Source organism: Brevibacillus fluminis (assembly GCF_003710825.1).
GTDB classification, from domain to species: domain Bacteria; phylum Bacillota; class Bacilli; order Brevibacillales; family Brevibacillaceae; genus Brevibacillus_D; species Brevibacillus_D fluminis.
Genome location: NZ_RHHQ01000013.1, coordinates 142,449 through 157,419 on the forward strand (window position 1 = coordinate 142,449; position 14,971 = coordinate 157,419).

12 protein-coding genes are annotated in these 14,971 nt (G+C 52.5%); 1 reads left to right on the forward strand and 11 read right to left on the reverse strand.

Annotated features, from left to right (window positions below; all coding sequences use genetic code 11):
* Positions 1-23: 23 nt before the first annotated feature.
* The 4 genes from EDM56_RS18285 to cyoE form a co-directional block, all read right to left on the reverse strand.
* Positions 24-3,674, reverse strand: coding sequence for an AAA family ATPase (locus EDM56_RS18285; RefSeq protein ID WP_122919360.1), 3,651 nt, complete (start codon positions 3,672-3,674; stop codon positions 24-26).
* The gene (locus tag EDM56_RS18290; RefSeq protein WP_122919361.1) at positions 3,671-4,927 is read right to left on the reverse strand and encodes an exonuclease SbcCD subunit D; all 1,257 of its coding nucleotides are present in this window, start codon (positions 4,925-4,927) and stop codon (positions 3,671-3,673) included. Before EDM56_RS18290 ends, EDM56_RS18285 begins: the two co-directional genes overlap by 4 nt.
* A gap of 156 nt (positions 4,928-5,083) precedes the next feature.
* Entirely contained in the window at positions 5,084-5,995 is a 912-nt protein-coding gene (locus tag EDM56_RS18295) for a COX15/CtaA family protein (protein WP_122919362.1), read from the reverse strand.
* Positions 5,996-6,026: 31 nt separating this feature from the next.
* Positions 6,027-6,968, reverse strand: a complete 942-nt coding sequence (cyoE, locus tag EDM56_RS18300) for a heme o synthase (protein WP_122919363.1) — start codon at positions 6,966-6,968, stop codon at positions 6,027-6,029.
* Between the two features lie 321 nt (positions 6,969-7,289).
* On the opposite strand from cyoE, the gene EDM56_RS18305 reads away from it, so the two are divergent.
* Positions 7,290-8,057: a sulfite exporter TauE/SafE family protein gene (locus EDM56_RS18305; RefSeq protein WP_122919364.1), complete on the forward strand. Its 768-nt coding sequence runs from the start codon at positions 7,290-7,292 to the stop codon at positions 8,055-8,057.
* Between the two features lie 160 nt (positions 8,058-8,217).
* On the opposite strand, the gene EDM56_RS18310 is transcribed toward EDM56_RS18305, so the two are convergent.
* The 7 genes from EDM56_RS18310 to EDM56_RS18340 form a co-directional block, all read right to left on the reverse strand.
* On the reverse strand, positions 8,218-8,676 hold the full coding sequence (locus EDM56_RS18310) for a DUF420 domain-containing protein (protein WP_122919365.1): 459 nt from the start codon (positions 8,674-8,676) through the stop codon (positions 8,218-8,220).
* Positions 8,677-8,710: 34 nt separating this feature from the next.
* Positions 8,711-9,625, reverse strand: coding sequence for a cytochrome c oxidase assembly protein (locus EDM56_RS18315; protein ID WP_183192509.1), 915 nt, complete (start codon positions 9,623-9,625; stop codon positions 8,711-8,713).
* 74 nt (positions 9,626-9,699) lie between these two features.
* The gene (locus tag EDM56_RS18320) at positions 9,700-10,020 is read right to left on the reverse strand and encodes a cytochrome C oxidase subunit IV family protein (protein ID WP_122919367.1); all 321 of its coding nucleotides are present in this window, start codon (positions 10,018-10,020) and stop codon (positions 9,700-9,702) included.
* Between the two features lie 2 nt (positions 10,021-10,022).
* Positions 10,023-10,658: a cytochrome (ubi)quinol oxidase subunit III gene (locus EDM56_RS18325; RefSeq protein WP_122919368.1), complete on the reverse strand. Its 636-nt coding sequence runs from the start codon at positions 10,656-10,658 to the stop codon at positions 10,023-10,025.
* The gene (ctaD, locus tag EDM56_RS18330) at positions 10,658-12,502 is read right to left on the reverse strand and encodes a cytochrome c oxidase subunit I (protein ID WP_122919369.1); all 1,845 of its coding nucleotides are present in this window, start codon (positions 12,500-12,502) and stop codon (positions 10,658-10,660) included. The genes EDM56_RS18325 and ctaD overlap by 1 nt, the downstream gene beginning before the upstream one ends.
* Positions 12,503-12,570: 68 nt before the next feature.
* Positions 12,571-13,605, reverse strand: coding sequence for a cytochrome c oxidase subunit II (gene coxB / locus EDM56_RS18335; protein WP_122919370.1), 1,035 nt, complete (start codon positions 13,603-13,605; stop codon positions 12,571-12,573).
* A 412-nt stretch (positions 13,606-14,017) separates the two neighbouring features.
* Positions 14,018-14,953: a DMT family transporter gene (locus EDM56_RS18340; protein ID WP_122919371.1), complete on the reverse strand. Its 936-nt coding sequence runs from the start codon at positions 14,951-14,953 to the stop codon at positions 14,018-14,020.
* Positions 14,954-14,971 lie beyond the last annotated feature (18 nt).

The following is a 14,971-nucleotide window of genomic DNA, read 5'->3' on the forward strand; positions in this document are numbered from 1 at the left end:
CCTTCCCGCCTGCTTTCGCTTGTTTATTCCATTTCCAAATGGATTTGACTGCCCGCTCCAAGCGGCTCCGGCGGCGTCACGATCAATCTGCGCGGCATCCGCACGCGCAGCTCCGGCACATGGCTGATAATCCCGATCGTCAAATCGTTCATGCGCAATCGCTCCAATGCATGTAATACCACTTCCAACAGCTCGGGATCAAGCGTCCCGAAGCCTTCATCCAGGAAGAAAAATTCCAGCCTTGCTCCCCGCATCTGGATTTCGACGGAAAGGGCCAGGGCCAAGGCAAGTGATGTGAGAAACGTCTCACCGCCGGACAGCGTGCTGACCGCACGCCTGATTCCGCCTGCTCCTTCATCGCGCAGCACGAATTCGCCGCCGTCGCCCAGCTCCAGCGCATAACGATTTTTGGTCATCTGCATCAAATGATAGGAAGCATCGCGCGCGATCGATGCGAGCTTTTCTTCCGCGATGAACTGGACGAACGCTTTCCCTTCAAACAGCTTTCTCAGCTCCTCCAAACGGGAGAGTTCATCGATCCGCTCCTGCCAGTCCGCGTGCAGTGAAAGCCAGCGCTCATGCGAGCTTTGAATCCGGGTCAGTGTCTGGCGGGAAACCGCCACCTGATCGCGCGAGGACAACAGCTGAGTCTCCAGTGCTTCCCACGCCTCGCAAAGAACCTGGTATTCTTCCTCTGTCGCGACGCGATCGCCTAGCTTGTCTGATAATCGTGCCGCATCATAGTGAAGCTGGCCGATGCGTGTTTGATAGGATCGAATCGCTTCCCGATAGACAGGAAGCTGGTCGCGCTCCTGGTAGTACGTCATGACGCTTGCGTTATCTTGCAGCTTCGCGTCTTGGAGCATGTCGGCAAGCGCGGCTTTTTCCATCTCGAGCTGCCTCTCCTGCGCCTGAACGGATGATTCGCTCTGAACCAGCGCTTCTTGCACACGCTGGCGCTCCTCGCGCGCACGGGCATAGGCACACTCCGCTTCTTCCGCAGCCTGCTGCAGTGAAGCAAGCTTGCTCTCTACCTGTGACAGGCAGTCTTGCGCTTTTGCTCCGCCTGTCCGCTCCTGCCAACGCTGATGCTTTTCATTCCACAGCTGCTCCTCTTTGCCAATCCGCTCTTTCGCCACCGCAGCTTCCTTTTCCAACTCGGCTTGCTCTGCCTGCAAGTTTTGCAGGTTCGCTTGGGCTTGCTGGATACGGGGCTCCAATTCGCTGCGCAAGGCAACGAGCTGTGCCTGCCGCTGATCTCGCTCCTCAATCTGTGCATAAGCGTGTTCAATCGCCTCGATCGGCATATCTTTGCGGCTGGCATGCAAAGCTTGCTCTGCCGCTTTGGTGAGCTTATCTGCTTCCTCCCACCGCGCTTTTGCTGCCTTGACGTTTTCGCGTGCCTGCTCCAGCACAGCCTGCATGCGCTCATACAGCCGCTGTTGGGCAAGCTCCTGCTCGCGCTGCTCCTGCTGCTCCGACATCAGCCGATCCAGCTCTTGCTTGCGCTGCATCCGCTCCTCCGTTTTCGTGCGCAGCAGCTTGTCCTGCTCTTTATATACTTCTAGGAGATCGTCGACGCTCCCGACAGTCCACCTCCCACCGCCATCTCGGCACTCCTGCTTGATTCTCGCTAGACGCGCCTCATGGGAACGCTGCTCTTCGATTAATGCAGCCTCGCGTTCGCCTGTAACCGCAGCGGCCACCTTTTCCTGCTGCAGAAGCTGCTCCGCCTCCCGCGCTTCCTGCTCAGCCGCTTTCAAAGCCGTATCAGCAGCCTTCAACCGCTGCAAAATCGCCTGTCCTTCCTGCTCAATGGCATGCTCTGTCTCCGCAGCAACTGTTTTGGCACGCGGATGTTCCAACGAGCCGCAAACCGGGCATTCCTGCCCATCGTGCATATGCTCGCGCAGCACTCTCGCCATGTTTTGCTGGCGCCATTTCTGCAGTTCATCTTCTAGCCGCGCTTTTTCATCCAGTAGCTTGACGGCGACTCCCGCCTTTTGCGCATGATCGGTCTCCGCTTGTTCCAGCGCCGCAAGCACGCGCTTGCGTTGGGCTTCCCATTCCGCCCGCTTTTTCGCCCACTCTTCCTGTTCTTTGCCGAGCTCGCGCCATTCTTTCCCAACATTGCGCATCTGCTGCAAAACGTCACGCATAGAAGCGAGCTCCTCTTCATCCAAGACAGGCTGCGCTTCGACTGCAGCGATGCGTTCTGCCAGCTCCTCGCGCTTTGCTGTGGCTTGCTTCCAGTGCACTTCCTGTTCCTTGGAAGCTTCCGTCTGCTTGTGCAGCTCAACGTGCGCGCGTGCAGCTTCCGCTTCCAGCTGCCTGGTGCGGGCAAGCTCCCGCTCCCACGCCTGCTTAAGCTCGCGCAACGCGAGAATGGATTTACGCTCTTCGACAGCCACGGAAGTCTCGCGCAGCTCGGCCTCCATGCCTTCCCGTTGCCTGAGCCAGGCTGCTAGCTGCTCCTGCTGCCCTCCAAGACGAGCGTGCACATCGCCTTGTCGCGCAACAAGCTGCTGCCATTTTTGCTGTGCCTGCACAAGCTCCGTTTTCAGCGTGACAAGCTCCTGCTCCCATTCCAGCGCCTGCGCCAGCTTGCCTTTTTGCTCCAGCAAAAGCGGCTCTTCTCCTTTTCGCTCCGCCTGGCTCTGCAAAAAGCGCCGCTCGCTTTCTTCGTACGCTTGCTCTGTCTGCGCCTTTTCCGCGCGCAGCGAATCGAGGCGGGTTCCGAGCGCCACATGCTCAGTAAGAAGCCGCTCCACTTTTTCCAGCTGGGGCCATACTTGCAACGCCGCTTCGATCAAGAGGCTGCGCTCTTGCAGCGAATCCATCTCCTGCTTGCGGCTATCCAGCTGCAAAAGCTCCTGCTCAATCTGACCGAGCTCCTTTTGCCAGGCACGCAGCTGCTCCTGCTCCGCTTTTTTCTTCTCCAAATCAGCGCGCTGCGTGGTAAAGTTCTGCGCCTGCTCCATTGCCGCGGCCAGCTCCGCCTCTGCCCCCGCCAAAGCGTCAGGGCCCGCGTCACCTAAAGCTGCCAGCTCTTTCTCGATCCGGTTCACCGCTTCTTTATTTTGTTCGACTGTCCGCCGAATCCGCTCGCCCAGCTTTTCTCCATATTCGTGCAGATGGAAGATGCGCTGCAGCATTTCATTGCGCTCGCTGCCTTTCAGCGTCAAAAATTTGGAGAATTGCCCTTGCGGCAGCACAACCGCGCGGGTAAAATCGTTCAACGTCAAGCCGAGCAATTGTTCAACCGCTTGTGTTGCCGTTGTCGCTTTCGACTCCAGCACGATATCCGCACCATCATCTGTGGCACGCTCGATCAGCCGTACCTCCGGCTGCCGTTTCTTTCCCTTTTTATCGAGGCCGAATTCGCGCTCGATCGTGTAGCGCTTCCGCTCGCGATCATGACCCAATTCGAATGTGAACGAGACAAACAGCCGCTGCTCATGCTGATTCAGCGACTCTTGAGGATGGGAGGTTCCGCCCGCACGGACAACCTGCCCGTACAGCGCAAGCGTGATCGCATCCAAAATTGTGGATTTGCCGCTGCCGGTCGGCCCGAAAATGCCGAACAATCCTGCTGCGCACAATGTTTCGAAATCGATCTCCACCTGGTCGCGGTAGCTGTGCAAACCGGCGATCTGCAATTGTATCGGCTTCATGCCAATCCGCCTCCCTCATCCGCTTGTTCATTCACCATCAAGCGGGAAAACAGCTGAATGAGCTTTTCATCCGGCTGCATCCCTTTTTTCCGCTCGTAAAAGCGCCGAAACAGCTGCTCAGGACTCATCTGCGCGCGCTCCTGCCGCGTTTCCTCCGTTTCCTCGCTGCTCACTTCCGCCTGCACTGCCACACGCTGGATTTTGAGGAATTGGTCGCTCATCTTTTTCAACCGCTGAAATTCGGCCGGATCGATCGTGTCGCTAACATGCAGCTCCAGCTCAATCCACGCCTCCGCGTCACGCCCCTCGGCTAGCCATTGCTCAACCTGCTCGATGCCTTCTGTCGCCTTCCAACGGGCAAGCGGCTTGCTGCTTTGCAAATAAATGATTTCCTCTACCGGCGCTTCTCCCGGCACGAGGTCAAGCATGACGACCGCCTTGCTTTGACCTGCCTCGGAAAAGCTGTAACCGAGCGGCGAGCCGCTATAGCGGACCAACGGCTTGTCCGACAGCTTTTGCAGTCGATGGAGATGCCCCAATGCCACATAATCGGCCTGTTCAGGAAATGCCGACAGCGAAACCGAGTGGGTGCCACCGATTTGAATCGGTCGTTCCGAATCACTCTCATTCCCGCCCATGACAAACATGTGGCTCATGATGAGATTCACCGTATCTGTACGGAAATGGCCGGACAGATCTGCCAGCAAATCGCGAATTCGCTCGGAAAACGCGAGCTGCATCTGCTCCTGGCTAAAGCTCTCGCTGATCAGTTCCCGTAGCCGCGCCTCGGAAGGATAAGGCAATGCGATGATGACCGCCGTATGCGCCACCCCCGGCACAGCTAGCTCAAACCAGGACGGCCCTCCCTGTAAAATGCGCACCTGCTCGGCTGGCGTGTCCGGCTCCGTGCAAAACGGCGCTTCCTTGGGCAAGCCAAGCAGCACGATCCCTTGCTTGTGTGCCAGCGGTGCTGCAGCGCGTACCCTTTCCGGCTGGTCATGATTGCCTGCGATGACCACGACCCCGCGTTTTCCGTTATTAGAGAGCCGCTCCAAAGCCTCGTAAAACAATTCCTCCGCCCATGCCGGCGGATTCACCGAGTCGTACACATCACCTGCAATCAGCACGACATCCACGTTCCTCTCGTCTGCGATCGCGCACAGCTCTGTGACAAATGCCTCCTGTTCCTGTCTTCTGTCACGTCCCTCCAGCAAACGGCCAAAGTGCCAGTCTGCGGTATGAAGCACTCTCATTCCTCTCACCTCAATCGATCATGTGTTTGCATATGTTTATTCTATCAAAAGATAGGCAGCTGCGTATAAGGAAAACATCTCTTGTTAGTTGTGGCAGACAAAAAAGAAAAACCGCATCCCTCGTACACAACGGGAGCGGTTCAACACCTATTTTATTCATTTGCTGCTCGTTTTTTGCGGTCCTTTCAGCGACTGCAAGCAGAGATAGCACATCACACCGAACAAGCACGTGATGACAAACGAGTGAAAAATGGTTGCAAACAAGCTCAGCTTGGACAAAATCACGTAACCGCCACTGAACACTTGCACGACCACCAAGACGAACGACAAAATGCTTGCCATGTAAATATCGCGGCGCGTCTCTTTGTAATGACGGATGGCGATCACCATCACTGCCAGCAGCAAGAAAAGCAGCGTGGCAGCCGCGAGCCTGTGTGCGAACTGAATGCCCACCTGGCCAGAAAGCTCGGGGATCAACCGGCCTTGGCACAGCGGCCAGTCCGGACATCCCAGGTTGGAGCCGGTATGGCGGACGTACGCGCCAAGATACACAACCCCATAAGCAAAGATTGTCGTAAACCAGATCAAATTGCGATGACCCGCAGCAAGCTTTGTCTGTAACACAGCCTGCGATCGCTCTTTACCCAGTACGAACAGCGTTAGCAAAAATACTCCTGAATACGCAAGCAAGGAAAATCCGAAATGCAGCGCCAATACAGGCGAGCTTTGCGGCCATATGACGGCCGACGCACCGACTAACGACTCTAGCACGATGAAGAACAGGCCAATGATGGCAGTCGCGCGAACCTCTTTGTTTCCTTTATAGCGACGCCATGCCCAGATCGTGAACAGCACGACAACCATTCCCGCCAAGCCGGTCACGAACCGATGCATGTATTCAATCATGGATTGCAGCGTATATTCAGGTACCCATTTCCCGTTGCATAGCGGCCAGTCATGCCCGCAACCGAGTCCGGAGTTAGTTTTGGTCACCAACGATCCGGCAATCATGACAAGCATCATGATGATAGTTGCGAAAATGGCGAGCCATTTCAGCCACCGATCCATTTCGACACCTCATTTTTTCCTGATGATCAACCTAGAACTGGATCGCGCTTATGAACATCGCGGCGCACATCGCCGTCAGGTAGATCAAGGAATAACCGAACAATTTTCTCGCCCATGCCATGTCATCTTTCGTATGGAAGCCTTTGAACAGCTCAACCAAGTAAATAATGCCAAGCACCAGCGCGGTAATCAAGTAAATGTAGCCTACGTTGCCATGGAAGAAAAGCAAGAGCGATGCTGGAACCAGCGCTCCGGTCCAAAGGAACATTTGACGCTTGGTTTCCTCGAACCCTTTGACATTTGGTAGCATCGGCAAGCCCGCATTTCCGTACTCTTCCACTTTCATCATGGCTAGCGACAGGAAGTGCGGCATTTGCCAGATGAAGATGATCAAGAACAGCAGCCACGCTCCCATATCCACATGGCCTGTTACTGCCACCCAGCCGATAACGGGCGGGGTTGCACCAGAAATCGCACCGACAACGGTATTGAGCGAAGACACGCGCTTCATCGGCGTATAGATCAGAACGTAGAACACGTGGCCAATCAGGCTCCAAACAGCTGCCAGCGGATTCACCAGCACAGTCAAAATCAAAAGGCCGATCACTAAAAGCGACAGACCGAACAACAGTGCCGTACGCGGCGAAATCTTGCCGGTTGCGACCGCGCGGTTTTTCGTCCGCTTCATCTTCGTATCGATATCGCGGTCCCAATAGTTGTTCAAAGCTGCGCCTGACGCGATAACCAGCGCAGTTCCCAACAGCGTATTGATTGTCAAAGCCAATTGCAGCGTTCCTGCTGCAGCAAGCCACAAGCCAATGAAAGCTGTCATCAAGTTCGATGTAATGATGCCTGGTTTGCACAATTGCCAATAATCTCGCCAAGTCGCTTTCTGATTTGGCGTATCCACATGCTCGCTTGCGAGTGATGTCTCGGACTGCATGCGTTCTTCATAAACGGCGGGTTGATCCATTCCCAAAATACCTCCTTCTGACGCTCTATCTATTTAAGAACCCGGCTCAAAAACGACCAAAAATCGACATAACGTCATTGTATCGAAATTTGTCAAACACAGTCAACAACTGGGCATCGCGGACTCTCGCTACTACCCGACAAAGCTACTTTATCAAATACAGCACCGCAAAAACACAGGTACTGGTGACAAATTAGCAAACTTCCCCCTGCCTATTTTTTCTGTCTCCTGCACAGAAATGGGTAGCTAACCATAGTGTGTTATAGCCCTTCCCCTTTTAACCATAATTTCATTGACCGTTTTAAAAGGACGGATGCCCGCATGGATTTTCACTTAACCGCAATCGGTCTGTTCGTTGGTTTCATGGTTGGCTTGACTGGCGTTGGCGGTGCGGCAATCCTCACACCGCTCCTGATCCTGCTGGGCATTTCACCCACGATCGCCGTCGGCACCGATCTCGCCTATAACTCGATCACGAAGATTTTCGGCACCTTTCAGCATTGGCGGCAGCGCACTGTCAACGTGAAGGTGGTCCGTCTCTTTGCTATCGGAAGCGTCCCTAGCGCGATCATCGCCGTTTTGACCAGCCAATGGATCCGACACCTGTATGGCAGCAGTGATTTCCTGATTAAAAAGGTGCTCGGGTTCGCCCTTATCTTGATTCCCATCTGCATGATTGTCAAAGCCATTCACTCCCGCCGCAGCGGTAAGCAAAGTGACCAGCAGGAAAAAACGTTCGCCGAAAAACGCGGCCTGCCCATCGCCATCGGGGCCATCCTCGGCTTCATCGTTGGGTTGACCTCTATCGGCAGCGGTTCTCTGTTTGCGCTCGCTCTCATGTATCTTTTCCCGATGAGCGGAAAGGAAATCGTCGGGACCGACATCGCCCACGCCCTTCTGCTCGTCACTGCCGCGGGTCTCGCACACGCAAGCTTCGGCAACGTCGACTATTCCTTGATGATCCAGTTGCTCAGCGGTTCGATTCCCGGCGTTTTTCTCGGCAGTATTCTTTCAACGAAGGTGCCTACCTTCCTTCTGCGCTGGTGCATTACTCTACTGATCCTGATCAGCGGAATAAAGCTTCTTTAAGTCTTCCGTCATCCACTAAACTCCACATGTTAGAAAACCTGGCTACGCCAAGCTTTTGGCTTAAGCTGCGGTTGCACTTATACTGGATAAGAATTTTTAAATTCTTATCTGTACAAAAAAACCGCCTGCTTGCTTTCGTAAGCACCGGCGGTTTTTCTTGTTAGAAGCCTAGTATGACTTTGATCACGCTGGACGTTGTGCCGCCCGGATAAATGACGTACAGAAGCGTGTAAACCGTTACTCCTGTAATCGCGGTGGCGAACCAGATCGAAGCAGTCCAAGGTCCGATCTTTTTGTGCTTGGCAATCCGGTTTTTGTAGGCGTGCATGAAAGTGATAATCCCCATGACAGCCGCCACCGTTGCCAAAATGATGTGGAACACCAAGAAGATCTGATAAATCATTTTGATTTCGGCTGGCCCGCCGAACAACGTATTACCGACAAAAGCCGTGCGGGATACGTAGGTGATGAAGAAGATCGAGGCGCAAATTCCTCCGACGACCATCCATTTTCTATGGGCATCTAGATTCTTCTTTTTGACATAATACCAGCCAATCGCAACACAAATCGCACTCAGGACAATGAAAGATGTACTGATTGTAGGCAAAATTGTAACCATCAAAAAAACCCTTTCAGTTTACAAATAGTCGGACCTATGCTGTGCCGCCGTTGCCATCGCCGACAGGGCGAGGCAGTATGGTCATCTGCTGGTTCGGCAGCACGTCAAGCGGCGCATCTTTTTCGCGTTCCTTGCGATACCAACGGAAGAATGTGTAAGCCAGAATCGAGCCATAGCTCGCTTCTTGCATCAGCTTCATCAATACGCCACCAAGCACCTGGTCTTCGAGCACACTGTGGTACTCAAACAGCTGAGGGGCATTCATGTAGGTTTCGAACAAAGGTGTTCCCGCAAATGTGATCAGTGCGCACGCTGGCGTTAGCAAAAGCCCATTGATAAAAATATACGCCATTTTGCGCAGTTCAGACAAGCGCTGCTGGCTTGGAATCGGCGTCAGGATCGGCCACCACATTTGGAAAGCCAACAAGGTCAAGAGTGCGTGAAACGCGATATTCCACGCCGGCATTGCATGAAAGGCATCGAAGATTTGCGGAATGTGGTAAAACGAGAACAGCATGTTGAAAAACATTATACCGAGAAACGGATTGGTCAGCTTTGTCAGGACCGCCCCGAGAATTTTCTGATTGAAGAGCGGTTGAACCAACCACGCAGGTGTGCCCATGATCATCAGAGGCACCATGAAAATGAACAGGAGGCACTGCTGTGCCATATGGACGCTGAAAAGAAAATGATGTCCATAGTATGCGACGGGGCTGCCGAGAGCCAGGTAAAACATGAACAAGCCCGCCATGAAGGCGATTTTTTTATGACGCGGAACAGGAGCGGAATCTGCAAATCGATTACGGTAAGGACCAACAACCGCTAAATAAAGCGCTGCAAGCAAAACGGCGATCAGCATGATCTCAGGTCCCCAAAGCTGTACAAAGGTGTCAAAGCCAGAACCTGATGTCATCGAATGATTCATATGGTTCATTTGGTCGTGATTCATAATCATCCCCCTCTCAAACAAACATCCTCAAGTTTAAAGGAAAGGGGGCACTATTGCCAGCGCCCCCACAAACATTAATTCCAAATCAGCAATGTAAATACAAGAAACACCGGAATCATAACAACGGCTCCGCCGAAAACTGCGATTTTCGGGAATTCATGAGCACGATCTTTCGCATGCATCCACACATAAAATTGGAATGCAGCTTGAACGATGCCCAACAAGAGAATAAACGGAAACACGAATTTGCGCGGAACCGCTTCATACGCGACTGCAACAAACGCCAGCATGGTGAGTACGATTGACAAAAAGAATGCTACGAGATGAACTTTTGCCCCATCATGCTTCGTTACAGGTTTGCGCTCTACCGAAGTGTTGTGTGCATTTGCTCCCATCGTTATCCAGCCACCTTTTCGCCCATAATGCCCATCAGATAAACCACTGTGAAGATGAAAACCCACACCAAGTCAACAAAGTGCCAGTACAGGCTTGCAACATACAGCTTTGGTGCTGTTACGACTGTCAGACCTTTTTTGAAGACCTGCGCAATCAATAGGCTGATCCAAAGCACACCGAACAATACGTGCGCACCGTGGAAGCCGACAAGCGTATAGAAAGCAGAACCGAATGCGCTGGAAGTCATCGTGTGACCTTCATGCACATACTCGTTGAACTCATAAATTTCAAGACCGAGGAACGCAAGACCCAAGATAACCGTGACGATCAGCCAAGCGACCATCGCGCTCACGTTTTTCTTGTGCATTGCCAAAATCGCCAATACAGATGTCAAGCTACTGGTCAAGAGAATGAAGGTTGCGGCTGCAACCATGCCCAGCTGGAACAATTCTGCTCCGCTCGGGCCGCCATTCGTTTGATGACGGAGTGCCAGGAATGTGGCAAACAAGCTGCCGAACAATACTGTTTCCCCGCCGAGGAAGAGCCAGAAACCGAGAACCTTATTTCTACCTTCAAGGGTGGCTTTTTCCGGTTCGTCAGGAAGAGCGCCGTGGTGAAGTGCATGATCGTTTCCCATTACGCCTTAACCCCCTTCTCGTCAATCTCATCCGGTTCGATATGATAACCGTGGTCATCGTACACCGAGCGGAAGAACATGTTTACCAGCACGCCGGCGAGGCCGATCACGATCACTGGAACAATGTGATACATCAGGCCGTAGCCTGCGACGAAGAAACATAGAGACATCAGGAACGGGATGAACGATGGCGATGGCATATGGATCGAACCGAGCGGCTCTGCATATGTCATGCCTTTGTTGCCCGCCATTTTTTCTACCCAGAGGGCATCCAAACCGCGAACCAATGGTGTTTGAGCAAAGTTGTACTCAGGCGGCGGCGATGGAATGGACCATTCCAGCGTACGCGCATCCCATGGGTCTGCTGGAGCTTTTTTGCCAGCTTTTGCAGTTACCAGGATGTTTACCAAGAAGAGCAGTGCACCAACGGTCATGATGATCGCACCGATCGAGCTGACCATGTTGCCTGTATCCAGGTCTTGGTTGTGCAAGAACGTAAATACGCGGCGCGGCATCCCCATCAAGCCGAGGAAATGCTGCGGGAAGAACGTCAAATGGAAACCGATGAAGAACAACCAGAAGTTCCATTTCCCTACTTTTTCGCTCAGTGAGATACCGAACATTTTTGGCCACCAGTAATAGAGACCGGAGAACAAACCGTTAATCAAACCACCGACGATAACGTAGTGGAAGTGAGCAACGACGAAATAGCTGTCATGGTATTGGAAGTCAGCTGCTGGCATCGCCAACATTACCCCAGTCATACCACCGATAACAAATGTTGGAATGAATCCGATTGCAAACAGGTTCGCCGTCGAGAACCGGATTTGTCCGCCCCACATGGTCATAATCCAGTTAAAGATTTTGATACCGGTCGGTACTGCGATCAACATCGTCGCCACACCGAACAGTGAGTTGGCGATCGGGCCAAGACCTACTGTGAACATGTGGTGAGCCCACACCATGAAGCCGAGGAAGCCGATCAGTACAGTTGCGAATACCATCGAGCTGTAACCGAACAAACGCTTGCTCGAGAACGTACTCAGAACTTCCGAGATCACACCGAATGCCGGCAAGATCAAGATGTAAACCTCAGGGTGACCGAACACCCAGAACAAGTGCTCCCAAATGGTTACGTTACCACCGGCAGATGTATCAAAGAAGTTAGCGCCGAAGAGGCGGTCAAACATCAACAGGACGAGAGAAACAGTGATCGCTGGGAAAGCCAGCAGGATCAGTCCAGAAGTTACGAAAGAGCTCCAAGTAAAGAGCGGCATACGCATGAACGTCATGCCTGGCGCACGCATGTTGATGATGGTTACTAGGAAGTTGATACCACCGATCAGCGTACCGATACCGGCGATCTGCAGACCGACGACGTAAAAGTCGACCCCATGTCCGCTAAACTCCGGATTGGCCAGGGTCGGATAACTGGTCCAGCCTGCATCAGGAGCGCCGCCCAAGAACCAGCTAGTGTTCAAGAGAACGCCACCAAAGAAGAACAACCAGAAACCAAGAGAGTTAACAAACGGGAACGCAACGTCACGCGCGCCGATTTGCAGCGGAATTACTGCGTTCATCAACGCGAAGATAATCGGCATCGCAGCCAAGAAGATCATTGTCGTACCGTGCATGGTGATCAATTGGTTAAAGGTGGCTCCGCCGACCAATGTATTTTCTGGATACATCAATTGAAGACGAATGAGCAGCGCTTCGATACCACCAACTAGGAAGAAGAAGCCTCCTGCCACCAAATAGAGAATCGCGATCTTCTTATGGTCTACGGTCGTAAGGTAGTCCCACAATCCCGATCTCTTCTTGTGAGAATGAGCATGTGCAGCCACGGTTTTACCTCCTTTGCAGTTTCACTTGAGTCAAAAATGGCTTGACTCATCGCACGTTTCATATGAAATTATTGCTTTGGCAAACCATTATCGTAATCGATTTTCAGCTCGCCGAGGTACTCAACCAGCGCGTTGATTTGATCGTCCGGCAGGTTCAGGTTCGGCATTTTGTTGCCTGGTTTCATTGCTTGCGGATCTTTCAACCATTTATGTAGCTCTTCTGCGTTGTTAGGAAGAATACCAGCAAGGCGTTCGCGACTTGCAAGATCGGTCAGGTTTGGACCCAAACGACCACCTTCAGAGCCAATCGCGTGGCATCCGATACAGCTTTTCTTGAATACTTCTTGACCTTGTTTTGCCAAATCGGTTTTTGGCGTAACAGAAGCCGTTTTCAATTTTGTCGCCCATTCATCGAACTTCGCTTGGTCAACTGCAACCACTTTGAAGTCCATCAACGCATGGGCCGCACCACAGAGCTCAGCACATTTGCCTTTATAAATGCCCGGCTTGTCTGCTTGGAGCCAGATGTGGTTTTCGTCACCAGGGTTGGTGTCGATTTTACCGCCGAGTGCAGGAATCCAGAATGCATGGATAACGTCAGCAGACGTAACGGTAAATTGAACTTTTTTCCCGGTAGGAATATACAGGTCTTGCGCAGTGTGGATGCCCAGGTCTGGATATTCGAATTCCCACCAGAATTGGTGAGCCGTGACATTCACTTGCATCGCTTCAGCTTTGTCATAACGCTTCTCCAAATCAAAGCCGATCGTAACCGTTGGTACTGCCATGATGATCAAAAGCACAAAAGGAATAACCGTCCAGATGATTTCCAGTTTATGGTTCCCTTCAACCTGCTTCGGATAACCGGTTTGACCTGACTTTTTGCGATAGCGAACCAAAACATAAAGCCAAAGAATGAAGACGACCAAGAAAACGCCAGCCATGATGCCGAAGGTAAGCTTCATCAACCAGAATTGGGATTCTGCCACAGGCCCAGACGGCGTTAAGGCAGAGAGGGTTGGGTCGCCACAACCCGTAAGCACTAGCGTCAACGCCATAACGGCGAAAAGCAGACGCATAGCATGATGCCAACGACTCTTCATACAATAAACCCCACTTTCTCTGTGTTGTAATAGATCCAGCTGTGCCTCCAGCCGGAAATCTATTAGCACCCTTTTTTACACGAATACCGAATGAATGCTCGGCAGGTTACTTCCATCTCTTATCATAACCACAAAGATAAAAAGTAATAGCAAACATTCCCCAGTCCCAAGGCAAAAAAGAGCACCAGCGATCAGTGATCGAATAAGTGCAAAACGGTCGGGGCCGTTTTGTTTGACCGCGAACGGTCATAACCTAAATTATGAAAAACGTGGAAACCGCTTTTCACAGAAAAAAGCGGCTCACTCGGGTTTGGCATAGCCCGGGAGAGCTACTTCTCATTAAGTATACCTAAAAAACATTGGAAAGAATTTGTCTTTTGTTAGCAATTTGTTAACAATTTTGTGAACAATATTACGGGCTTTTTTCCAGCGGTTTTCGCTGACCCAAAATGCTGTGCAAAACCATTCCTACCATCACGAGCGCCATCCCGACATTTGACCATACTGACGGCAGCGGCGCTTGCAAAATCAGCATCTCCAGGACGACTGCAAAGATCACCTCTCCCGCTTGTGTCGCCTCGATTGCTGCCAGCTGCTGGGCATTGCCTTTGGCCATGTCGGTCGCCGAAAAAAACAGCAGCGTCGCCACGACGCCGGACGTGATGGCGACCAAGAGCGTCTGTACAAGTTGGCCGGATGAGGGCAAGCCCGCTTCATTCCACCCGATCGCCGCAATGATCACCCATAGCGGCAAACTGGCAATCGTCATGCCAAGCGTCCGCTGAAAGGCGTCGAGGCGCCCTTGGCACAATGCCATCATCTTGCGGTTGCCTAGCGGATAGGCGAAGGCGGCGATCAAGACCGGGATGACGCCGAACATCAGCTGCGCCATGGACAAGCCTTCGGCATGCTGCAGCTGCATGACGGCGACTCCGAGCAAAATCAAGCCTGACATCCAGAGGCCGTGCAGCGGAATTTTTTGCCTCCTTCCGTCTGCATCCTGAAAAAACGGGACCAAAAGCGAGCCCGCCACAATGGTGATTTGCCAAGTGCCGGCCGTAAGCCAGCCCGGACTGTAAGCCGCGGCGAAGGTGATCGGGGCATAAAATAAACCGAAGCCGACAAAGCTCCACCATACCCATGCCCACGGCCGCTGTTTCATTTCCACGAACAGCGCCCGCAAATTACCGCGATACCAGACCAAGCCAAGCAAAAGCGGAACCATGAAAAAGTAGCGGAGCGATGAGCTCCACAGCCAGCTACCACCCGACAAGTCCATCGCCCGATTCAAAACAAAGGTAAATGCGAAAAAAAATGATGCCGCGATGCCAAGCAAAATCGCCTTCAATCGAATCCCCTCTTTACC

Excerpts from the sequence above, each read along its gene's own strand:
- EDM56_RS18285 (WP_122919360.1), bottom strand. The coding sequence starts at position 3,674 with ATGAAGCCGATACAATTGCAGATCGCCGGTTTGCACAGCTACCGCGAC.
- EDM56_RS18290 (WP_122919361.1), bottom strand. The coding sequence starts at position 4,927 with ATGAGAGTGCTTCATACCGCAGACTGGCACTTTGGCCGTTTGCTGGAG.
- EDM56_RS18295 (WP_122919362.1), bottom strand. The coding sequence starts at position 5,995 with ATGGATCGGTGGCTGAAATGGCTCGCCATTTTCGCAACTATCATCATG.
- cyoE (WP_122919363.1), bottom strand. The coding sequence starts at position 6,968 with ATGGATCAACCCGCCGTTTATGAAGAACGCATGCAGTCCGAGACATCA.
- EDM56_RS18305 (WP_122919364.1), top strand. The coding sequence starts at position 7,290 with ATGGATTTTCACTTAACCGCAATCGGTCTGTTCGTTGGTTTCATGGTT.
- EDM56_RS18310 (WP_122919365.1), bottom strand. The coding sequence starts at position 8,676 with ATGGTTACAATTTTGCCTACAATCAGTACATCTTTCATTGTCCTGAGT.
- EDM56_RS18315 (WP_183192509.1), bottom strand. The coding sequence starts at position 9,625 with ATGAATCACGACCAAATGAACCATATGAATCATTCGATGACATCAGGT.
- EDM56_RS18320 (WP_122919367.1), bottom strand. The coding sequence starts at position 10,020 with ATGGGAGCAAATGCACACAACACTTCGGTAGAGCGCAAACCTGTAACG.
- EDM56_RS18325 (WP_122919368.1), bottom strand. The coding sequence starts at position 10,658 with ATGGGAAACGATCATGCACTTCACCACGGCGCTCTTCCTGACGAACCG.
- coxB (WP_122919370.1), bottom strand. The coding sequence starts at position 13,605 with ATGAAGAGTCGTTGGCATCATGCTATGCGTCTGCTTTTCGCCGTTATG.